Raw genomic sequence first — 23,581 nt, 5'->3', positions numbered from 1 at the left:
ATAGGTGTGTCCTTTTTTATTTGTTTTTAAGATTTCAAGACTGAAAAGGGGGATGTATATTGTGTACCAGTAATATAGCATCTACTAATGTTTCTTTTGAAAAATTGAAAAGTCAGGAAGAGAATGAAAAAAACATAGTGTCAATATGCCCGAATTGTAAGAAACGCTCATTTAGAGTACTTTATAATGATTATCCAAAATGGATACAGTATTGCCTATCTTGTAATTATCGAGAAGTAAATACAATAGAGAGTCCGTTTGTTTATTAGATGTAGCTATTTACGTATTTTGATTAGGAGGAAGAATTTCCGATATGAAAATATGAATTAAGGCTATTTGTATAACATCATTTGTATTTCAAATGACAGCATGTAGCAATTCGACGCAAACAAAAAATGATTCGAGACCTGCCCAAGCAGTACAAAACGGAATACAACAGCACGTAGAAGGGAAAGGTATTGTTGATATTCCAGGGGATTATAAGGGGAAATTAAAAGACTTAGAGACCGTTAAAGGGAAGGTATTACATATAAAAGACGGAGATACAATAGACGTAAACGTAAAGGAGCAGAAACAGATGGTAAGGTTACTGTTATTAGATACCCCTGAGTCTGTATCTCAAAAAATTCCACCACAAAAGATGGGAAAAGAACCATCTTCCTTTTTAAAGAAACAGCTAGAAGGGAAAAGTGTAACATTTGTTTATGATCGGGGACCAAAAGAAGACAAATACGGTAGAAAATTGGCTTATGTATTTTGCGATGGAATACACATCAACGAATTAATGGTCAAGTCGGGTTATGGGATTATAGCCTATATTTCTAGACCTAATACTACAATTCTATCTGAAATGAAAGAAGCAGAAAATGAAGCAAAAGAATCAAAGGTTGGCGTATGGAGCATTAAAGGCTTTGTAGATGAAAAGAACCAGCATTATAACCGTAAAGATGCAGCTTAACACCCTAACCCATTGCAATACAAATATTTGTGCAAAATGGAGGTTTTTTGAATGAATGAAAACAAAAGAAATATGCTCTTATCCTTTATCATTTCAATTTTATTTATTTTCGCGAGTCTATTGCCATTTAGTAATAATGAATATGTGTATGTTATCTCCAAAATTGGTGCTGCAGCAGGTGTAATAAATATTGTGATGATGAGCGTTTTCTTGTATTTTCAAAGCAAAAAAACGGGACATTTATTAAATTGGTAATTAAAGCTAAATAGTTTTCCTTACTCATATCCTTTTAAGTTTGGTAAGGAAAGCCGAAAAGGAGTGTGAAAGGTGAGTCAAGTACCTGGATTTTTAAAGTTTGTTTTAGCGAAAGAAAGACGGTATGTATATTTAGTTGTAGGAGAAAAGAAAAACAAAAAAGTACTTACACACATGGTATATAGATTTGGTTCGCTAGAAAAAGCATTAGAAACCATGTACGAAATGCGTGGTGATTTTGAAAATCTTTTCCCTCTAGAATTAAAAGAGAGGGGATACGACTGAGAAGATATCAATGATTGGATACTTTCTATTGAAACACGGTACTCGAAACACGGAAATAAACTAGTCATATACTAGCAAATGTTTTGCATTTTAAAAAATAGGTGAGGCGAAAATAAGATGTTGATCATTCAAAAGTATCACATTGTAATTGCTTGCACGATAGCTACTAGTGCAATGTTAATTAGTTTGTTTTTTAGTGAATGGATGAAGCTGCCGCCATGTGATTTGTGCTGGTACCAAAGAATGGCCATGTATCCATTAGTATTAATATTGGGGGTAGGGATATATAGAAAAGATTCGCACGTAAGCACGTATGCATTTCCATTTGCGTGTATCGGTTTAATGTTATCTGTATATCAAATTACAATTCAAGCGTTTCCTAATAGTGAGATGCAGATTTGTTCAGTAGGAGTTTCTTGCACAAAAGATTACTTAAATTTATTCGGTTTCATCTCAATACCTATGCTATCTTTTGTTGGATTTTTAGCTATCATAATACTTCTATATATTAAATCTGAGAGAGACAAAAGAATAAACAATACAGCGATTATGAACAATATGCTCGAATAAACAAAAAATACCTATAAATAGATAAAAAATATAAAGAAATTAAAAAAGGAGAAATAAAAAATGACAACAATGCAAGTAAGTAATGAAATGTACAAAATTCCAGAGGCGGATATAGAACTATTAAAAATCATGGCCCATCCAGTTAGATTACAAATTGTGAAGGAGCTAGAACACCACAAAATTTGTAATGTAACACAGTTAACAGAGCTATTAGATGTTCCTCAATCTACCGTATCTCAGCATTTATCTAAAATGCGTGGAAAAATTCTTCGCTCAGAAAGAAGAGGATTAGAGATGTATTATCATATTGTGAATTCCAAGGCATGTCAGATTGTCGGAGTATTAGGTATTTAATTCTACATCGAAATAGGATGATAGAAAGAGTGTTGTTAAATATAGCTGCAAAAGATGATGTACTGCAGAATGATAAATTCACAAGCTTAAAGTTCAGTCCTTCTAATAATGGAGGAGCTGACTGTGGTGAAAAATTGATATAGAGGTTACTAAAAAAGAGTGCAGTACATGTCTGCATTCTTTTTCTTTGTGCCATAGCTATAATAGATAAAGTATTTTGTTTTGTATGACTCTGAATAGGGGATACAGTGTTTTGCTATGCGAAAACGATATTTTCGACTTTTTAAGCAAAGGGAATAATTAGTTTATTGATGTGTATAGTATGAATTAAGGTTTAGAATATTCTGTGTCAATATTATCAATTTACTATAGTTTCCAATTATGTAAAGATAGAATTGATTATAATTTTCCGTAAATATTAGATTGAAAACTATTATAAGGGGAATTTGAGTATTTATAGCTTGTTTATAAACGATGATTGGGGGATACAGACAATAGGGTGATCAAGTACTGGTAGAATTTATTAAACGAAATGAGGTGACTTTAACTTGAGAGAAATTGCGAAAAAAGTACAAATGTTACGTTTACAGGAGGAGCATTCCGGGCGTAAGGAAGACGCAAAACAGTATTCTTCCAAGCGATGTAAAATAGAAAGAGAGGGTATTAATTTAGAAAAAAATAGAGTTAAAAAACGAACTCAAAATTTCAAACGTCAGAAGAAAAATGGGACATAAAATGTAAAAAAGCAGTACAATTATTTAATCAAGGAGAGGAATATCCAACTATTGCAAAAAATCTGAGGTGTAATGTGAGTAGTTTGTATAGAGAACTTAAGAAACGGGGCACATTACAAACACCAAAGCAGGTAGCAGTATCTAAATCATTAAAATCACCTATAACATCAACACGAACAAAAAAAACAAATTTTGAGAGATATAAAGAATATTATATGTACAAATAGAAGAATTCATGGCTATAAATCTATACTTGATTCTTTAGTGTTAAAAAGATCAGGGTACAATGAAAAAATGCATGTTTAGCAGCAAATCTTCTTACAGTATTGATAGAGCATCTTTTTATTTTTTAGAATATTTATTTTCTGATAATAACATCCAACAAATATTGAAGGCTATTACCTGTTACTTAGATCATAAAAATATTCATAAAATTAAATCCTTACTTATATTTGTTGAGTAGTTGGGTAAGAAAAGTTTTTTTACAAATGTTAAAATAAGAATAATTTGTCTAAAGCAAAAGAATCCCCATGTCATAAAGGATTCTTTTAGAAGAGTTAGAGAGATGTTGTCACTTGACTCATATTGATTTTATATTAAAAAGAAAGAATATTCAATCTTATTTTATGTTTCTCAATATATTTCGTTTATTTCCATATTATAATATAGTCAATTCTTTTTATTGATGTATCTCATTCTATATATTTTCCTGGAGTGAATCCTTTTACTAAGGATTCTTTTTTTATTATTAATAAAAATAAAAGCCCTCACAATGAAGTGAAGACCTTTGTTTATTTAGGCTAGTATGGCCGCGAGCATATTGTATGATTTTATCCTCGCTAAATTAAGATCTTAACCACCATGATTTCCATGAGCATATTGAATAACATCAATAGCTTTATGTGTTTCTGTAGGGGATTGGGCACCAAACATTAAAGTAAAAATAGTAATTACACCAACTAAACCGAGAATTGTCTTTTTCATTTTAATGCCTCCTTCTCAATAACTTTTTTTCCTGCTTGAGAACATGAATAGAAATAATGACTTGCTTTAATATGGTTATTCTCTTTATAAAATGCAGTAGCAAGATATTCTTCGTATTCCTTAATGAATTCGAAAAGTTCTTGCTCTTTAAAATATGATACGCCTTTTAACACTGTCATTTCAAGTGCTTCGGCAGGAAAACCTCCATTCATTGCATCTAATATTTTAAAATGGTGTAGATACTCTATATTTTCAATCTCTTGACAAACGGAATATCCTTTTGCTATGAGATCTTTGGCAACGGAGTGATTTCCTTCCTTCATGTGTTCCCTTGCCTCAATAAAAAGAGCCTTATAATTGTTAGGCATTTTTTGATTTACTTCTGAAAGATATCTAATGGCTAATGGCGAAAGATTTTGAGTAGCATACATTAACCCTAAATTTTGACGCACCATTAAAATAAATTGTTCTTCGTCTATTTTTTGGAACATATCCATTGCTTTCGTGAAATATTCTTCAGCGAGTTCCCATTCTCTCAAATGAGTACAAGCTAAGCCTATAAGATTATCACAGAATGCTACATTGATCTCATACCCAGCATGTTGAGCAAAGATTTCTCTTGCCTCTGATACTTTTTTATAAGATAATAGCCCTTGATATATGTCATAATGGAAAGCTCCAACTTTATAATAAAATTCCGCTTTTTCCAATTCATCAGGAATGCAGTCTAAAAGTTTTTCTGCTTTTTCATAACTCTCCTTTGCGATTTGGTATTTGCCAATAGTAGAGGCATGAATCCCTTTGAAAAAGTGATAATAATAAGCTAAGAAATTATCTGTAGGCATATCAAAAGCCTCAACTTTGTCAAAACTGCTTTTTGAAACGCTTAAATTATCAATTACAAATTGGTATCTAAAATCTAGTAGTGAGTAGTAGAGTAATAAATCTTGATCCACTTCAATATTATGCATCTTAGAATCAATTATTTCTTTTAATTGATGTGCATTACCTATACGCCTTGAGCGGATTTCAAGATACCAATCGTTTAATAGCTTTGTAATTTCATTAATCCCCTTAGCTGAAACCATCATTATATATTCCCCCATCCTATAAAAGTCTACTAATGTTATATATTACCATTATAGCAAAGTATCCAGTTCGTTTAATTGTATTATATTTATTTTTCAATAAAATTCAGAAAAATAAGTTAATTATGATAACCAAATTATATTTGATTTATAGTTCTCTCATTAACAATTCAAGCAAACGTGATGTGATTGAAGTGAGTCGGAAAATAGCATGTTTGCATGAAAGGGGAATGAATAAATATGAAAGCCTCTCTCTACTATAATGGCAGCTTATTGAAGTTTTAGGCTAATAATTAATAGACAGTTTTAGTTAAGGAAATTTAAAATCCCTGTCTTTAAAGACAGGGATTAAAAAAAGGGATGACAGTTAACAACTGAAGGTACCATTATATTACCATTATTGGAATTTTAATTCCATGTTTTTATGTTGAGAAATAAATAATATATGATGTAAAAGGTGAGATGAGTAGAGGGTTCTTATAGGTTTAGCAATATGAGAAAGTAAATATTTCAATTAAATTTTTCTTGAAACGAGGAGTGGAAGTATTGTTTTTGCTTAGAAAACATTATTCAAAGTTATGTAGAGATTATGATATGAATAAAAAGAGTCTGGTAAAAAATTATAAGACACCAATTCATTGGAACGGTAAAAAACTGTTTTCGGAATAGGTGTCTTTTTGTATTGAGTAGAATGTATTTTCTCAACAGGAAAAATTGTAATTATCTATAAGTATTACTTATAAGGATAATAGGAAAGTAGAAATTAATAATAAAGGAGAATGCGAAATGTTAACAGTAATATCTAATAATGATCTAGCTAAAATCCGTGAAGAAGATGTAGATGTATTGAAGGTAATGGCGCATCCGGTTCGATTAAAAATCATAAGTGAATTAATACATCATAAAATGTGCAATGTTACACAGTTAACAGAAATATTAAAACTTCCACAATCCACTGTTTCACAACACTTAGCAAAGTTAAGAGGAATCGTACTCCGTGCAGAAAGAAAAGGACTAGAGATGCATTATTATATTGAGAATACTAAAGCTCGTCAGATTGTAGAAATTTTAGGACTATAGGTAAATTATACGTAAAAGTTTCCTAGGTCTAAGATAAATCATGTACCATCTAATCGAATTATCGCAGAGGAGTTTGGAATTAACCGTACTGTTCCAGGTGCTACCCAATACATGCAAGATCTTATTTCTATCTTTAACCAAAAAGGATGGCATAAATCATTCTATGCATTCCGTGAAGACACATGGACAGGGATGAATTATGAATTGGGAACAGGAAAATTAAAATGGGATGAAGAGGGTAAACCGATGCGTCAAGATAATTCACTCTGGGATGTAATAAAAAAAGATCTACAAACGCATAAATAGTTTAGATTGTTAGGGTTAAGGACTAAATGTAAGCATCTAATTCAAATAGAATTAGATGCTTTTTATTTCAAAAAAATGTGGTCGTAATTGTTTAAACCTTTAAAGTGAAAAAAGTTTTATGAATTTTTTGTGAGATCCCAACCCTTAAATGTTGAAATTTATTTACTTATTTCTCCATTTGGATATATTTCTCCAATTGGATGGAAGTTTAGAATACAGAATCAAAACATAATAGGCTGTTATCGATGAGTTTATCGTAAAGTTGTTATTTAATGTGTCATCAAATAACATTTATATACAATAATACATAAAGAAAAGGAGATATATATATAAAATATAGAGTAATAGACACAACTTAAATAGTATGAATAGTTTAGATTGTAAAAACATGAAGAAGAAAACAAAAAATCCTTAAGAGTACTAAGGAAAAATGAGGGAGATAATATGGGGAATAATTCAAAACATAAAACTAGAAAAATACTTGCAGCTACTGCTACAGTAACTATGCTTGCGACTGGAATGATTTCTTCATCAGATGTCTTTGCAGAGGAAACGCAGCAGCAAAAAAATTTATCGACATCACTGCAAAGTGAAAAATCAGTTAAATCAGAAAATAGAACATTTACAGTCCCAGGAAAAGGGGATGTTGAGGTACTGAAACAACAGGAAAGAAAAAGTATGGCATTTAGTCCATATGAACCAACTGGTTTATATGCAAAGCCAAATGAACAAATAACGATTAATGTAGAAGGTAATCAAGATATTCAGGTGTATATTGGAACGTATTCGTATGATGCTTCTTGGAGAGAAGATTCTAAGATAAAATCATTTACATTAAAACCTGGTATAAACACAATCCAATCTCCAAATGGGGGGATGATTTATTTTTATAATAAACAACAAGGTGGTAGCATTCGAACAACAATTACAACAGGTGGAACGACTACGCCTTTCTTTGAACTAGGAAAGCATACGAAACAAGATTTAATAAACATGCTGGACCAGTATCCTAATGCACATGCAGTAGAGTTAAAAGGAGAACGTGTATTAATTACGGCTAGCCCTGCACGTGTTAAGAAATATTTGTTGGGTTCTAATACAGATCCTGTACAACTCTTAAAAAAGATGGATGAAGCTACTCGAATTCAAGACAAAGTAGCTGGATTATCTGAAGAACAAGTAGATAAACATTATGTTCATTACGTAGAAGAAAATCATTCTCCTGATTATTATATGTATGCAACTTCTTATCGAACAGCATATGTAGGAGATGCAATCCAATACGTGTTAGATATTAATAAATTTATAACAGATGGCTGGGGCCCTTGGCATGAGGCAGGACATTTGAGACAACAATCGCCCTGGAAGTTTTATAATATGACAGAAGTACAAAATAATATATACAGCCTTTCTGTAGAAAAAGCATTTAATCAACCATCCAACTTAGAGAAAAGTGGAATTTATCCAAAAGCATTTCAATATCTAGAACAAGTGAATAAAAATTATGATGAAATTAGCGATGTTTTTGTAAAGCTTGTTATGCTTTGGCAACTACAGTTAGCGTATGGAGAGGATTTCTATCCTAAATTGCATCAATTGTATAGAGACATGCCTTCAAGTGAACTTCCACAAACTGATGAAAATAAAAAACAATTATTTATGATTTCAGCATCAAAAGTAGCCAAACAAAATTTGATTCCTTTCTTTGAGAAGTGGGGATTACGTCCAAATAACGATACCATTCAAAAAGTAGCTGCATTAGGATATCCAATTTTAACAGCAGAGATTTGGAAGGGTACGGATTCTAATCCAATTAAACCAGATATGCCTAATGTAAATAATATTTTAGAAGGAAACCAGTTTGCATGGTCACTAAAAGGAATTAGTGATTTCGAGTTTGCTAAAATTAATTTCAATAAATCGACAGAAGAAATGCAAGTAGACTTAAAATCAGGCGTACCGCATCATTATTTTAATGAAACATATGCGAGTATTAAAGTACAAAATGCATCAGGGAAAGTAGTATACAATAAAGACATTTATGGAAATAAACAACAAAATGCTGAATCGCAAAAAGTTTCAGTCAAAGTAGGAGATTATATTGAGTTAACACATCTAGAAGGTGTGCATAGAGCTACTCTCACAAATGTAGATAATAGTAAACAAGAGAGCTTTGGAAAAAAAGCCATGTACGAAGTTACAAAGGAAGGTCTGAAGAAAGTAAATCAAATTGTTAATCCGAAACCGGACACAGAAGCTCCAACACAGCCACAAGGATTATATGCAAGCAACCTTACTTCTAACAGTGTAGAGCTAAAATGGAATCCTTCTACAGATAATGTAGGTGTAAAAGAATATCAGGTATTACGCGATGGACAATTGATTCAAACGGTACAAGGAACGACGTTTACTGATCAAAACTTAACAGTTAATAAGGAATATAAATATGCAGTGAAGGCTGTAGATGCAGCTGGAAATACATCAATCCAAAGTGAAATTCTTCTTGTAAAAACCAAAGATCAAAATGTATCTTATGAAAAATGGGATCCAAAGAAGGCATATACAAAGGGCGATAAAGTAGAACATCAAGGGACAGTGTATGAAGCTGTTCAAAATCATCAAGGAAATGGTGACCCGAATTGGATATTTGCACTATCGTTATGGAAAGCAATTACAATCAATTAATATGTAAGAATCAGATGTAAAGATAGAACAACATCCAGTATTTTAAAGAATTACTGGATGTTGTTTGAATTTTGATAGATTTCTCTACTACGTTAGTATTCAATAATAAAAATTAGAAAAGGATGTAGATTAGTGATTAGTCAGAAAACGAAGAAAAGATTTAATAAAGTTATTATAATGACCGCAGCATGTAGCATGTTTTCTATGTTTGGAACGTCTATTTTGCACACTAAAGCTGCAACACATTCAGCTGCTCCAGCAGTTTATGTGAGTCCCAAAAATATACCTGCCTCAGATATTATTAGTATAGACTGGTCACCAGTTCAGACACCACCTTATACGTACTGGGCTGTACACAACTGGAATGCAGGTGGTGAAGCTGGAGGATATGCTGGTTTTCAACAACAAAGTGGGTTCGATGAAAATGGAAAACGTACTTTACATTTTGCCTTATGGGATCCAATTTCCTCTAAAGAAGCAATAAAGGCCGAATACTTATCTCCGAATTCGCAAGCTGGACCCTTTGGAGGAGAAGGAACAGGAATGAAGGTTCAAACAACTTATGGTTGGAAAGACTACAATTGGTACACAATGACAATGCGTTCATGGCAAGAAAATGGTCATACTAAATTTGGACAATGGATGAAAGATGTAACAAAGAATAAATGGCATCAAATTGCAATTATGGACTTTCCGGTTGCTAATGTTGCATTTAATCATGGGTTAGGAATGTTTCAAGAAGACTGGGCTGATAGTGGACAGAATGTTCGAGAAGCGCGCCTGAAAAATGGTTATAGCCGAAAATTAGTTGATAAACAATGGAGTTCTTGGAATAATCAAAGTATTTCTGGAACGCATGATAATACTTATCAATATGATGGAGGAGCTACTTCAGAATATGTATGGGTCAAAGCAGGAGGTAATACGCAGTCTACTATTGGGGCAGGAAAAATATTCACGCTAAATCAACCTACTCAACCTGAAATAGGAAAACTAGATTATGATATCCAATCTATATATTATGAAAATGAAAAATTAAATGTATCTTGGAAACTAAAAGAAAATAGTACACCGCAATTTAAGGGGAAAATTGAAATTTATAACAATGAAAATATGACGGGCCAACCTATTAGCGTAATTGATGATATTAAATCTTATCAAAATGGAATCAGTCAATCTATATCATTACCAACAAGTGCTTATGCAAAAATTGTATTAACGGATATATTTGATCAAACTGTTGAGAAAAAGGTACAAATCAAAAATGAATCTCCAAACATTTTTGAAGGTAATGAATTTGCATGGTCGTTGAAAGGGATTGGAGATTTTGAATTTGCGAAAGTAAATTTAAATAAATCAACAGAAGAAATGCAAATAGATCTAAAAGCAGGTGTACCACATAACTACTTTGATAGTACATATGCAAGTATTAAAGTGCAAAACACATCAGGTAAAGTGGTCTATAACAAAGAGATTTATGGAAACAAACAGCAAAATGCTGAATCGCAAAAAGTTCCAGTCAAAGTAGGCGATTATATAGAGTTAAGACATCTAGAAGGTGTACATAGAGCTACTCTTACAAATGTAGATAATAGTAAGCAAGAGAGCTTTGGAAAAAAAGCTATATACGAAGTTACAAAGGAAGGCCTGAAGAAAGTAGAAAAAATGCCAGAAGCAACAATTTTAGAAGGAAACAAGTTTGCGTGGTCATTAAAAGGATATAGTGATAGAGAAATTGCAAAAGTAGATTATGATAAAACAGTAGAAGAGATGAAGGTAAAACTAGAATCAGGTGTACCACATTCCTATTTTGCTAGTACATATGCGAGTATTAAGGTTCAAAATTCTTCTGGCAACGTTCTGTACAATAAGGAAATTGTGGGAAATAAACAACAAAATGCTGAAAGCCAAACTGTGCCCGTCAAGGTAGGGGATTACATTGAATTTACCCATATAGAAGGAGAAGCAACAAAGGAAAAAACGCGAGCAACTTTAACTAACCTTGAAAATAACAAAAATGAAACCATTGGAAAGACAGCGAGGTATCAAGTGACAAAAGAAGGCTTGAAGAAAGTAGAGAAAATGCCAGAAACAACGGTTTTAGATGGAAATCAATTCGCTTGGTCATTAAAGGGATATAATGATCGAGAAATCGCGAAAATAGAATATAACAAAGCAACAGAAAAAATGCAGATTAAATTAGAAGCGGGTATCCCCCATTCTTATTTTACTAATACGTATGCAAGCATTAAAGTCCAGAATTCATCCGGTAATATTTTGTACAATAAAGAAATTATAGGAATTAGACAACAATCTGCTGAGAGCCAAACTGTTTCAGTCAAAGTAGGAGATTGTATTGAGTTTACTCATATAGAGGGAGAAGCACAAAAGGAAAAGACACGCGCCACAATTACTAATCTTGAGAATAGTAAACAGGAGTATATGGGAAAGAAAAGAATATATCAGGTTACCTCTATGGGATTATTAATAAAGCCATAGATTTCAATACAAAAGTTAAATTATAGATTTATATATTATATAAAAATCTTAACCATTATACGCATTAAAAAATGCTTAAGAGAATATAGATTGGCGGGTATAGTATGAACATATTTAAAGGGTTTTTAATTTCATCAATTGCAATGACCACATTTGTAGGAACAGATCTAATCCTACAAAATGATAGTATTCATAATAAAGTTTACGCTGAATCTAATAATGTCACATACAAAGAAAGAGATTCACAGGAAGAAAGATTAATTGTAAAGTTTAAAAATCAAATTGACTTACCTTATGAAGATGGTATTGAGAAACGAATAAAAAATGGGGATTATGATAACAATTTAAAGCAGTTATTTTCCGAAAATACAGAACTTACTTTGAATCGTCTGTTCTCATCTGTAAATCCGATAGAGATTGAAAAGTTATCAGTACAATCTAAATCAGTTGCTAATGAATCAGCTAATAATTTATTAAATTATTATATTGTACAAGCTCCTAATAACATAGAAATAGAATTATTACTGAAAAAATTTGAAACATCTTCTCTCGTAGAGGAGGCTTATATACAAGAAAAACAAATTTTGACACCCCCTGAAATACAGTTACCAAATTTATCTGTTAATCCGTACGATGATCCTAGATTTAAAAATCAAGGATATCTTGAAGCGGCACCAAAGGGAATTAATGCCTCGCATGCTTGGAGCATTAAAGGTGGTGATGGGAAGGGTACAACTTTTGTGGATATGGAATATGGATGGTTATTGAACCATGAGGATTTAGTCAATAAAAATATTAAGCTTATGTCGGGACAAAATATAAGCCAGCATAGAGCTCATGGTACTTCTGTATTAGGAATTGTTTCATCTGAAGATAATCAAATTGGAAATATTGGAATTGCACCAAAAGCAAATGTAAAAGTAATATCCCAGATCAGGGATAATGGAATTTATAATACGGCGGATGCTATTTTAAGTGCTGTACATAATTTACAAGCGGGAGATATTCTTTTATTAGAGGCACAAGCTTCGTATGATGGGTATGGGGATAAATATTTACCTGTAGAAGTACATCCAGATATTTTTGATGCAATTCGTGTTGGTGCAGATAAAGGGATTATAATTATAGAAGCTGGCGCAAATGGTTCAAACGACTTAGATAATTTTAAAGATCGTAATGGAAAAAAGATCTTAAATCGAAATAGTCCAGACTTCAAGGATTCAGGTGCTATTATGGTTGGGGCGGGATCATCAACTGTTCCACATAAACGTTTATGGTTTTCAAATTATGGAAGTCGATTAGATGTATATGGATGGGGAGAAAATGTTGATACAACATCAGCAAATCCAAGTCAAAATACTACAAATTTATATACATCAACATTTAGTGGAACATCAAGTGCTTCACCAATTATTGCTGGAGCAGCAACTTCGATACAAGGTATTGCTAAAGAACATCGAGGCTCTCCTTATACACCAGTAGAATTAAGAAATATCTTAAGTAATCCGAATACAGGAACAAAATCTCAAGATCCGTGGAATGATAGAATAGGTGTTTTACCTGATTTAAAAACTATATTAGATAACTTAGGTTTTAATTCAGATATACCGAACTCTTCTAGTATTTTAGAAGGAAAGCAGTTTGCATGGTCCCTAAAAGGAATTAGTGATTTTGAGTTTGCTAAAATTAATTTCAATAAATCGACAGAAGAAATGCAAGTGGACTTAAAAGCAGGCGTACCGCATCATTATTTTAATGAAACATATGCGAGTATTAAAGTCCAAAATGCATCAGGAAAAGTAGTATACAATAAAGACATTTATGGAAATAAACAACAAAATGCTGAATCGCAAAAAGTTTCAGTCAAATTAGGAGATTATATTGAGTTAACACATCTAGAAGGTGTGCATAGAGCTACTCTCACAAATGTAGATAATAGTAAACAAGAGAGCTTTGGAAAAAAAGTCATATACGAAGTTACAAAAGAAGGCTTGAAGAAAGTAGAAAAAATGCCAGAAACAACAGTTTTAGATGGAAATCATTTTGGGTGGTCTTTAAAAGGATATAGTGATAGAGAAATCGCAAAAGTTGATTATAATAGGACAACAGAGAAAATGCAGGTGAATTTAGAAGCAGGCGTACCACATTCTTACTTTAATAATACGTATGCAAGTATTACAGTAAAGAATTCAACCGGTAGTGTTGTATACAATAAGGATATAGTGGGAAATAGTCAACAAACTGCTGAAAGTCAAACCGTGCCGGTAAAAGTGGGAGATTACATTGAGTTGACCCATATAGAAGGGGAAGCAGTAAAGGAAAAGACACGCGCTACACTTATTAACTTTGAGAATAATAAACAAGAATATATAGGCAAAAAAAGAATCTATCAAGTTACTTCAACGGGATTAAACAAAATAGATTAATATGAAGAACATTCTAATTATTAGTTAGATGCAAATAGTCGTTCATTATGAACGGCTATTTGGCTTTTATTTAAAGAAAAGTGAAATGAAAATACTCTCTCTTTTGTATACACTCTCCTTGCTATCAACTGCTATATTTGTTTATCAGGGAGGGATTTTAAAAATATGCTTGAGAATTGATGCATGTTTAAGTGATATAGATTTGAGAAAAAAGAAACAGAATAGTAAGGTATTTATTGATAAAACCTCTCTTTTGTTACAATATTTTACATATTTGGTATGATGTATATGAGTTCTATGTATATTAAGGGAGGAATGGAAATGAAGAGGTTCATAACACGTGCAAGTGGTAATACAATCTCAAAAAAGTTAGTTTTAATGATGTTGCCGATGGTTTTAATGATATTGATGATTACACCATCGAATGATGTATCGGCAGCAAATCTATCAAAAGCAGGTTCACTAAAAGGCGTGAATTTATTTAATGGAAGTTGGACAGTTGCTATACAGGCAGCAAATTTACAATATGTTTCTGCTGAGCCTTTGGGAAATGTAATAGCAAATCGTAATGCTGTTAATGAATGGGAGAAATTCGAATTAATTCCGACTGGAGAATTATATACGTACGCTTTAAAAGCCAAAAGTAATGGGAAATATGTTTCGTTTGAGCCAAATGGTAGAGTAGTAGCAGATCGTACATCAATTGGGGCATGGGAAAAGTTTATCTTATATAATGGTGGAGACAATAGGATATATGTATTACAAGCACTCAGTAATGGCAGGTATATATCAGCAAATGGTGGTAGAGAATTAACAGCTACTAGTTATGTAGCTGGAAGCTGGGAACGATTTGTTATTGTATACTTCTAAACTTTAAAGTGTTATATGTCTAAATGATAATGGCATGTTTAGTATGTATGAATGCCTAATACAATAAAGTGTTAAGTATTTAATACAAGTGTATATTAATGTGTAAAGGGCTGCAGGTAATTAGCAGTCCTTTTTGTATGGACTTACTGAGGTTATAATGAGAAGAAAAAGAACCCTATAGGGTTCTTTTTCAAGGCATATTAACAGTAAGGAGAATCATGAAATGCTACTTCAAATCTTTATTAGGGGAAAGATTTTGAAAAAGCTTAACATACATCCATTTTTACATATATGTAATATATAGTAAATTGATAATATTTATACTTACTATTACTAATATTCAATTAACATGGTTAACACTATTTATATGATGTTAAACGGCGCTTAGAAATGATAAAAATGGCAGACAACTATTTTGTTGCCTGCCGGTGCTAGTGGGTTGAATGAGTTAGTCAATTCAATAAATTGTGCTATCCCATTACCAGAAGAGTGAAGCCGCTAGTTCAAACGGCTTAGACATAGTTTGCCTAATAAAGAAAAAATTATGAGTCGAGATTTTGTTTGCTCTATATGAAAAGATAAATAGATATTCATCAGACAAGGATAATTTAGCATATCTTGAATAGGGTGTAGGAACTAATTAAGGAAAAGGAATTTTGTTTAGGAAGGGACTGACTCAGGAGTGGGACTTTCGGACAGGGTTTGGGGAGCGATGATTGCCTTTGGCATTGCGACTAATATCGTTGCTTGTATGATGGCAGTATACATTCAAAAATATGAGCTAATGATAAATCATCTTACAAATATTTTATTTTTAATAATTATCTCTTTAACGTTTATTAAGATGAAAATTAACAAATGGGTGGCTTTAGGATTTACATTTGTTGTAATAGAGAAAGGCATTAAGGCGGGATATGACTTCTACACACATAATTATTATAGTGTCAGTTGGAGTTTAGCTATCATTGTCTATTGCATATACGAGATGGAAAAGTATCATATTGAAATAAATGAATAGCCACAACAATAAGGTGTTAGTAGGCGTGATTCTTTAAAAATACTATAAAAAAGACACTACAAGAGTGTCTTTTTTTTGAAAATACTCTATAATTAACTTTGGGGAAGGTAATGTTAGAGTATTCGTTTAGCATTATCTTTATATTTGATAAACCATGAAATCGAAAGATTTTGTGGTTTATTTTATGAACAATAGACATTACAGTATTGGCAGTGAGCTATTGATCATTATAAGCATTAAGAGAGAAGGGATTAAAAGTCTAACATCGAATAACAGTTCCGGAATATAGTGTTGTGAAATGATCTCCCATATCCCAAACGGTACTTGCCTGTATATAGCCCTTAAAGCCTTCTGAAGAATAATAAATCTCTTTTGGTATACTTTCTTTAGTTTGGAAATGTGCTTTAGAGTACTTTACATAATGATTTTTAATAACTTTTGATTCGGGAACAATAGTGTTTTTTTGTTCCAATGCTGGCCTAGCACTAGAAGGTGGTATGAATTTTACATTGTCTTGGTAATTAGGATCTAAGGTGTCAGCTTGTACACTGTGCGACGAAACAAAGGTACTTAAACTACTTCCCGCGATTAAAGTTGCAAATGCTAACTTTGAGAATTTTGTTAATCTACTCATTCTATAATCTCCTTTTTATTATTTTGTAAGGTATCTCCTTACACCACACAGTCTATATCCACTACAAAAGGGTGTACATACATATCGATAGACAAAATTCTACAAAATACCCCATGTTTTAGGGGTTGTGTATAATAATCCAATGTTTAATAATTTATCAGAAGTAAAAAAATAGGTGTTATATAAAAGAAAATGAATAATTTATGCAGGGAATGTATATATAATTATTGTTTAAATATTCTAAAATGAGTTGATAAAGATGTGGAATTGTTTTTTAGAAAATAATTGATTGTTGTCGAATGTACTTATAATTTAACGTATTTCCCGAAAGAATTCTCCTTCCTCAAGCGTGTGAAGAACATAGCACGACAATAGGTGAGAGATGAATTTTGGTTTGGTGGAGCCAAAAGGCTTTGCTTTTTATTTTTCCAATGTTGATATGTATTTATTGTAGCTAGGTACATAGAGCTAAAAATAAGATATTCTTGTGAACTCAAAAAGCCAAAATTCCTTAACTTAGGAATTTTGGCTTTGACGTTATATCATGGAATTGCAATTGGAATGGCACCTGGCATATCTACTGCACCAGAGTTATAATTTCTTCAGCTCTTTAAATTAGAAACTGGTACTTGATTTGCGTAGTTAAATTATTGCCTTTTAAAAGAACGGAAAGAGTTTTTTCGAGTTAGCACCTTTTACACGATAAATATTGAAGAGGGAAAACCCACTTAGAAAGACTTTTAAGCAGAAAAATAGACTAGTCTATTTTAATTTCTAATGGTCCCAGTATCTTTTATTTTGACGTGCGTCTTTACATTTATTTTAGCCTCTGCTAACGCTTGCAACCAATCTCCTTTTACTTTTTTCCATTCTTTATATTGAAAAGCTCTAGCATATAGGGATAATCCGATTGGATCAATTTTATTCTGCTGTATTTCATTTAATATATTTTGTAAATTATTATTAATTTCTTTTTGAATAGCACTTTTTAAATGATATATATTTTTTTTATTATCATAGTACCCCTTAATTAAATTCGGGTTGGTTTTTTCTATTAAAGCTACATTAGCATATATATCGAGATTAAATACAAACTTTCCGTTTTGAAAAGTAACATCTACCTTCCTTGTCGCGTTCTGTACGAAGATAGAAGTATTTGTTTTTTTGTTGGAATTTTTAGGAGGCAGTGCAAGGTGTAGTATCATTCGCCCGTTACTTTTTGACTTATTTAAAAGATTGAAAAATTTAACATCTTTTTTAGGGATATAAGTTAAATATTTCCCTTTTCGATTTAAAAATGCAATTCCTACTGTGTCGATTTCATTCTTTGTTTTTTTGATAATTGGAACAGTTTGCGTCATTCCATCTTCATTTTGTTCTCTCATTAATTGCTGAATTGTAGAAGAGACGGATTGGTTATTTTGAATTGAGGATTCGATTACACCATTTATATAAGATGATAGTGATGGTTTACTAGGCTTATAAATTTTAAAAATTTCTTCTGCAGGCCCATCTACAAGTACTACTTTAGCATTAATGGTAGCGTAAGGATCACGGTAAGAAGAATCAAGCTCCTGTAACCAATTTGCTTCTTGCGCTAATTTTTTCCCAATTAAAATGATTTCAGCTTTGGAAGCGGTCATAAAGCCCGTTAACTTCGTATCTATCTTACTGAATCCAGTATATACAGTTGATGCTTTTGTCCAATGTTCTATAGTACTTTTTTGCTGCTTATGATGAAAGAGTGGTATACTTGTTCCAACTTTTATGTCTCCATTAGCGGTTCTATCCAAGCCAATTAACAGGATTAATGAAACCTTCTCAAGAGGAATTCTTTGACTACAACCAATTATATATACACAACAAATTAAAACCCATATCCATTTTCGAATCAAAGTTGTTTCCTCCTAGTAACCCAAGTAAAAAGAATACTGTAAACGAAAAAAATAATTGGTAATAGAATAAAGAAAATGACATTTAAGATATCCATAAGAGAATATATAAACAAATATTGATCCACATCGGGATTTAGGAAAATAAATAGACCAACTATAAATAACATAAAAGCAAGTAGCGCCCAATTACGGACGTTTTTTTGAAGTGAAATGGTCACAGATTCAAAACTGAAAAATAAATACGGATATATTGTAGTGGAAAATACAATCAAGTAGTAAGCGATATATATAATTTCTAATCTTTCCATGAAAGAAAAACGAACCCCTTTTAACAGATGAAATACTGGCCAGATTACGTCTTTTATCCCCTCTGGACTAAAGTATATATAAGAAAGAATAGTCACATATAGATAGAAAAGCATAGTTCCAGTATTCGCTATTAGTAGCCCTTTTATGGCTTTTTGTTTTTTTTGTAAGAACGGGTATATATAATATGTAATTTCTAAGCCAGCATAAGGTGTAATGGTTTCTTTTGTTGCCTTTATAATAGGGTATAATCCATCTTTAAAAATAGGTAGTAGGTGTAAAGGGTTGTAGTTAGTCTTTAGTGAAAAAAGAAGAAATAGTGGCATCCAAGTAGTGAAGAAGAAAACAAGCATAGAATAACTAGTAAGAGCCCTTAACCCACTCAGGACTAAAATAATAAAAGGTAATAGTAATAATATGGTGATTTGATAAGCAGGAGTGGAAGGAAATATCCACACTTTTACAATATCAGTTGCCTTTAATAAAGTATTAAATCCAGCAAAAAATAGATAAGAGGCATATGCAAGAAAAAGAATTGTTCCTATCCATTTACCAAAGTATGTTTTTAAGATTTGTGAGAAATTTTTGTTGGGATTTTTTCGTAACATTAATATAATAATTACACCGATTATAGAAGTAACTATCCATCCGAGAATGATCGAAATCCAGCCATCTGTACCAGCAGTAGTAGCAAGTGGGCTTGGCATAATTAACATACCAGATGCAAGTTGCAGCGAATGGATGAAAATAATAAATTCGAATAAAGTTATATTTTTGAATTTAAGATTCCCCATGCGGACCACCTTCTTTTTTCTTTTCTTGTTTCGGCTGTCCAGTACTCGAGCGGGTGGTAATCATCGAAATAGGAAACCTTACAAAAGAATCTTTTAACTCTTGAAGCCGAAATGGCGCGATTGGCAATCCGTATGGTGAACCATAGGAAGTCAGTGAAACAAAATGAGCAAATAAGAGCATTAATCCACTAACAATACCTACAATTCCATAAAAGTATGCCAATAACATCATTGGAAAACGAATAAGGCGTATAGAACTTGATAAATCATAATTAGAAACAATAAATGATGCAATGGCTGTAATAGATACGATAATAACCATAACGTTACTCACAAGTCCAGCTTGAACAGCCGCCTGTCCAATTACAATCCCTCCAACAATACCAATAGTTTGTCCAATAGGTTGTGGTAAGCGAATACCAGCTTCACGTAGCATTTCCAGTGTAATTTCCATTATAAAAGCTTCCAATAAGGGAGAGAAGGGGACCTTAACTCTTGACGTTGCAATAGAAGTGTATAAATCTATAGGAATGATCTCAAAGTGAAAGGATACTATAGCAATATAAAATGCGGGTAAAAAAATAGCTATAATAAATCCTGCAAATCGTAATAAGCGAAAAAAAGATGCAATGAGCCAATGAATATTATAGTCATCTGGGGTTTGAAAAAATCCAATCAAATTCATAGGAACAACCATAGCACCAGGGGATCTATCCATTAACACTGCTACTTTCCCATCAAGTATATGATTTGAAATGGCGTCTGGACGTTCGCTTAAATAAGCCTGTGGAAAAGGAGTCCAATTTTGATCTTTTGTATAATTAGATAGCTCTCCAATACTTAATACCGCATCTGTTTTGATTTTGCAGATTCTAGTTTCTATTTCTTGGACTACATCTGCGTTTGCTACATCACCTAAGTAAATTAAATAGACTAAAGAAGTGGCTCGTTCTCCAATCGTCAGCTTTTTGATTTTTAACTCTGTAGAAGGAATATATCGACGAATTAGGCCTATATTTTTTGTGACATTCTCAATAAAACCATCATGTGAGCCTTTAATAGTAACTTCTGAAATTGGTTCTTGAATGGCTCTCTCTGCCCAGCCTTTTGTATTTATTAGAAGTGACCGATTTTCTCCTTCCATAAACAGTACACATTGACCCTCAAGTAATCCTTCTTTAATTTCATTCCATGTATATACGATTTTTGTATGAGTAGCAATAATATTAGAATTAAAAATTTGACTGTCTTCATTTACTTCTTGTAATAATGGTGTAACAACATTGGCTTTTAATGCAACACCATCTGTAAGGCCTTCAAAATAATAAAGTAAAATATTCGTGTTTGTTTTTAATTGCAAAGGATGTTCAATCAAATCTGCACTAATATCAAAGATATTATCTAGTGTATTTTTAAGTAGTTTTAGGTTATTTGTTTCGATCTTTTCAATGGTTTTATATGTCTTAGTTTCTAAGGTCTCTTCATTTAAGGACAAAATTGACACCTCTTTAATATATACCGATTAGTTGTAGTTATTATTTTTATATAATTGAATTTTATTCATTAATTTAATCGAATTGGATGTAAGAATTGATAAATTTGATGTGCTATATTATTAATTCAATAATTGAGAGGAAAAAAGTAGAGGTAATTTGTGTGAAAATCTAAGTTTCAAGATAGAATTAAAATTTCAATGATTATAACAAAAAAGAACCATTGATAGGCTCTTTTTCATAGTTGGTAAATATGTTATCAACAATAGATGGCGATTAAGGTAGTAATTTAGATGCCTTTAAGTTAATCATCTGAATTTTGTAGGAAGAATTCTTTTTCCATACCTTAATGCTCAATGAAAAAGGATATTTCATTTATTTGGGTGTTCTAGTGTATTTGAATCTTGCGCACTAACAAATTTTGTTTAGGGACAAAATGTATTTTCTTAATAATCAGAAAAATAACGCAGCAAAATTCTTATTAATTATTTTGGTAGGTATCAAATATTCCTTTGGCCTTATTTTCATGATATTACCGTACGCTTATATGTTTCTAAGGGAAAGAAATACTTTCATTTTTATGACCATCTATTGTTTGATTAAGATGGTAACACGAAATAGAAGCGTTTACAACCAGAAAATAAAGAAAAAATATTAAAATGCGACTTTTTTCGACAATTATTCTATGTCTATATTTAATTTTATTATAGGAAAAGGCGGAGGGAAGCGGACCTTTTCCTATAAACTGTTTTGTTGGAATTAGAAATAACTAAAAAAGTAATAATAGCTTAAAATTAAAATGAAATTCAATGATAAAGTTATTATTGAATTTTTGAAGCTCAGATATCTTGAAAGTATGGTCAAATTTTAATCCACTTTGCGTTTCTTCCTTTTGTAACTAGCTTAATATGGCCAAACAGTTGCAAGGAATTTAAAGCCTTACTGATTGTACTCTCTGCAATGTCTGGATAAGTGTTACGAATACTTTCCTTAGTAAAGGGTTGTTTTTGTTTAAGTATAAAATCCTGAATTCTCTCAACTTTAGTATGTTTACATATAGAATCTAGAACTGTGTTATGAAGATCTTTGTAAGCCTCTAATATAATGGTTAAAAACGTTTTTAACCAAAAGCTATTATTATGTTCCTCGCAGTACCAATTCACTGAAGATTTATAAAGCGAATTGTAATAATCAGATTCATGTTTCTTAATATATTTATCCAAACATACATATTTTACAAATGTATGTCCACTCTTAATTAACAGCAATTGCATTAACATAAATGCCAGCCTGTTATTACCTTGATTGAAAGGGACTATGCAATAAAAATTTAATATAAAACGAGCTATTAATAAAAGTGAATGTAGCCCCTTACTAGTATTTAATGAGTTGTATTGATCACATAATTGCTCCATAAACTGTGGAATGAGTTCATGCGGAAGAATGCGGTAACTATTCAAGTGCATTCCATGCTCAGGAATACCTGGAATAATAAAAGGTTTTTCACGCCATTTGGCACTGTCAGAGGTAAGGTAATGTATTAGTTGAAAATGTAATTCCTGTATAGTTGCTGGATTAATTGATAAAGTACAGGAGTTTTTATGTACAAAAGAAAGTGTTTGATAATAACAAAAAATAGCATCTTCAGAAATATTTTGAGGTACTATATCATCTAAAATAAGTTCTTTTAATCTTTTATTAGGAACTTTTATATCCTCATAAATAGTTGTGAAATTTTTTAGGTAATGTAGTGGTATAGTTTTTTCTAAACTATTAAATATGTCAGGGTTTTGTTCCTGATAAGCAGCTAATTTTCCTTTGAATTCGCTAATTTCACTTATTAAATTGATTAACCTCCTTTTTAATTCAATATTTTTGTACTTATCATCAAAAAAGTCTCTCATTTTTGTTCCTCCTGTAACCCCTTAACACGTTGTTGCATATATCTTTCCATTCTAAAGGTATGCTACGACATCATTGTAAAATAAAGATATTTTCGGTCTGATTTTGAATATATATCAGAATCTATATTTTTATTTAACAATTAAAATATGGAAATTATAAAGAAGAATCGTTAGGATTCAATTTTAATAGGCATAATCCTAACATCAAATGCACAAATGTACAATAAAAAAATAAAAAAAATAAAACTATCGACTCTTTTGAAATATTATCTAAAAGAGTTTTAAGAAATTGTAGGTATAGATGTGCTTTGGTTTAGGAGTAAATAATAAAGCGGTAATAGAGTTTTCATAGGTAATTAAAAAGTAGTTAGACTATTAATTTGTGACAATTACGTGCCTAATCTATCATATGCTTTTATGAGAATTTTAAAATTAAATCCTAA

General features: G+C 31.6%; 17 protein-coding genes and 3 pseudogenes. 13 read left to right on the top strand and 7 right to left on the bottom strand.

Going from position 1 to position 23,581, the window contains the following annotated elements:
- The first annotated feature begins 361 nt into the window (after window positions 1–361).
- The 6 genes and pseudogenes from EBQ15_RS18910 to EBQ15_RS18885 all read left to right on the top strand — a co-directional run bounded on the left by EBQ15_RS18910 (window position 362) and on the right by EBQ15_RS18885 (window position 3,383).
- On the top strand, window positions 362–958 hold the full coding sequence (locus EBQ15_RS18910) for a thermonuclease family protein (RefSeq protein WP_000123035.1): 597 nt from the start codon (window positions 362–364) through the stop codon (window positions 956–958).
- A 51-nt stretch (window positions 959–1,009) separates the two neighbouring features.
- Window positions 1,010–1,213, top strand: a complete 204-nt coding sequence (locus EBQ15_RS18905) for a hypothetical protein (RefSeq protein ID WP_001004894.1) — start codon at window positions 1,010–1,012, stop codon at window positions 1,211–1,213.
- A gap of 72 nt (window positions 1,214–1,285) precedes the next feature.
- Window positions 1,286–1,573: pseudogene (locus EBQ15_RS18900) on the top strand (hypothetical protein).
- Window positions 1,574–1,615: 42 nt separating this feature from the next.
- Window positions 1,616–2,068, top strand: coding sequence for a disulfide oxidoreductase (locus EBQ15_RS18895; RefSeq protein WP_000905544.1), 453 nt, complete (start codon window positions 1,616–1,618; stop codon window positions 2,066–2,068).
- 60 nt (window positions 2,069–2,128) lie between these two features.
- Window positions 2,129–2,422: an ArsR/SmtB family transcription factor gene (locus EBQ15_RS18890; protein WP_000210390.1), complete on the top strand. Its 294-nt coding sequence runs from the start codon at window positions 2,129–2,131 to the stop codon at window positions 2,420–2,422.
- Between the two features lie 548 nt (window positions 2,423–2,970).
- Window positions 2,971–3,383 (top strand): annotated as a pseudogene (locus tag EBQ15_RS18885) (hypothetical protein).
- Window positions 3,384–4,008: 625 nt separating this feature from the next.
- Here the strand turns inward: EBQ15_RS18885 and EBQ15_RS18880 are convergent.
- Both EBQ15_RS18880 and EBQ15_RS18875 read right to left on the bottom strand, forming a co-directional pair.
- Entirely contained in the window at window positions 4,009–4,140 is a 132-nt protein-coding gene (locus EBQ15_RS18880; RefSeq protein WP_000751016.1) for a hypothetical protein, read from the bottom strand.
- On the bottom strand, window positions 4,137–5,231 hold the full coding sequence (locus EBQ15_RS18875) for a response regulator aspartate phosphatase (RefSeq protein ID WP_000989765.1): 1,095 nt from the start codon (window positions 5,229–5,231) through the stop codon (window positions 4,137–4,139). The genes EBQ15_RS18880 and EBQ15_RS18875 overlap by 4 nt, the downstream gene beginning before the upstream one ends.
- A 783-nt stretch (window positions 5,232–6,014) precedes the next feature.
- Between EBQ15_RS18875 and EBQ15_RS18865 the strand changes: the two genes are divergently transcribed.
- From EBQ15_RS18865 to EBQ15_RS18830, 7 genes and pseudogenes are all read left to right on the top strand, one after another.
- Entirely contained in the window at window positions 6,015–6,308 is a 294-nt protein-coding gene (locus EBQ15_RS18865) for an ArsR/SmtB family transcription factor (RefSeq protein WP_000958632.1), read from the top strand.
- A gap of 27 nt (window positions 6,309–6,335) precedes the next feature.
- Window positions 6,336–6,614: pseudogene (locus tag EBQ15_RS18860) on the top strand (glycoside hydrolase family 5 protein); the annotation flags it as partial.
- Between the two features lie 444 nt (window positions 6,615–7,058).
- Window positions 7,059–9,299, top strand: a complete 2,241-nt coding sequence (locus EBQ15_RS18855) for a M60 family metallopeptidase (RefSeq protein WP_000527905.1) — start codon at window positions 7,059–7,061, stop codon at window positions 9,297–9,299.
- Between the two features lie 132 nt (window positions 9,300–9,431).
- Complete coding sequence (locus tag EBQ15_RS18850) at window positions 9,432–11,798, top strand: putative mucin/carbohydrate-binding domain-containing protein (protein WP_000625377.1); 2,367 nt, start codon at window positions 9,432–9,434, stop codon at window positions 11,796–11,798.
- A gap of 104 nt (window positions 11,799–11,902) precedes the next feature.
- Window positions 11,903–14,224, top strand: coding sequence for a putative mucin/carbohydrate-binding domain-containing protein (locus EBQ15_RS18845; protein ID WP_001019975.1), 2,322 nt, complete (start codon window positions 11,903–11,905; stop codon window positions 14,222–14,224).
- 321 nt (window positions 14,225–14,545) lie between these two features.
- Window positions 14,546–15,094 carry a fascin domain-containing protein gene (locus EBQ15_RS18835; protein WP_000819431.1) on the top strand — a complete coding sequence of 183 codons (549 nt, stop codon included), beginning with the start codon at window positions 14,546–14,548 and terminating at the stop codon, window positions 15,092–15,094.
- 682 nt (window positions 15,095–15,776) lie between these two features.
- Entirely contained in the window at window positions 15,777–16,112 is a 336-nt protein-coding gene (locus tag EBQ15_RS18830) for a hypothetical protein (protein ID WP_000524429.1), read from the top strand.
- 259 nt (window positions 16,113–16,371) lie between these two features.
- On the opposite strand, the gene EBQ15_RS18825 is transcribed toward EBQ15_RS18830, so the two are convergent.
- The 5 genes from EBQ15_RS18825 to EBQ15_RS18795 form a co-directional block, all read right to left on the bottom strand.
- The gene (locus EBQ15_RS18825) at window positions 16,372–16,746 is read right to left on the bottom strand and encodes a hypothetical protein (protein ID WP_000088951.1); all 375 of its coding nucleotides are present in this window, start codon (window positions 16,744–16,746) and stop codon (window positions 16,372–16,374) included.
- A 767-nt stretch (window positions 16,747–17,513) separates the two neighbouring features.
- Complete coding sequence (locus EBQ15_RS18815; RefSeq protein WP_000619992.1) at window positions 17,514–18,641, bottom strand: Ger(x)C family spore germination protein; 1,128 nt, start codon at window positions 18,639–18,641, stop codon at window positions 17,514–17,516.
- Entirely contained in the window at window positions 18,638–19,741 is a 1,104-nt protein-coding gene (locus EBQ15_RS18810) for a GerAB/ArcD/ProY family transporter (RefSeq protein ID WP_000527361.1), read from the bottom strand. The genes EBQ15_RS18815 and EBQ15_RS18810 overlap by 4 nt, the downstream gene beginning before the upstream one ends.
- The gene (locus EBQ15_RS18805; RefSeq protein ID WP_000055711.1) at window positions 19,728–21,236 is read right to left on the bottom strand and encodes a spore germination protein; all 1,509 of its coding nucleotides are present in this window, start codon (window positions 21,234–21,236) and stop codon (window positions 19,728–19,730) included. The genes EBQ15_RS18810 and EBQ15_RS18805 overlap by 14 nt, the downstream gene beginning before the upstream one ends.
- Before the next feature lie 858 nt (window positions 21,237–22,094).
- Entirely contained in the window at window positions 22,095–23,138 is a 1,044-nt protein-coding gene (locus EBQ15_RS18795) for a Fic family protein (RefSeq protein ID WP_001204223.1), read from the bottom strand.
- Between the last annotated feature and the right edge of the window lie 443 nt (window positions 23,139–23,581).

Origin of the sequence: Bacillus sp. 2D03, from assembly GCF_003946765.1 — a bacterium.
In the GTDB taxonomy this organism is placed as follows: domain Bacteria; phylum Bacillota; class Bacilli; order Bacillales; family Bacillaceae_G; genus Bacillus_A; species Bacillus_A cereus.
This window is presented reverse-complemented; position numbering and strand designations above follow the sequence as displayed.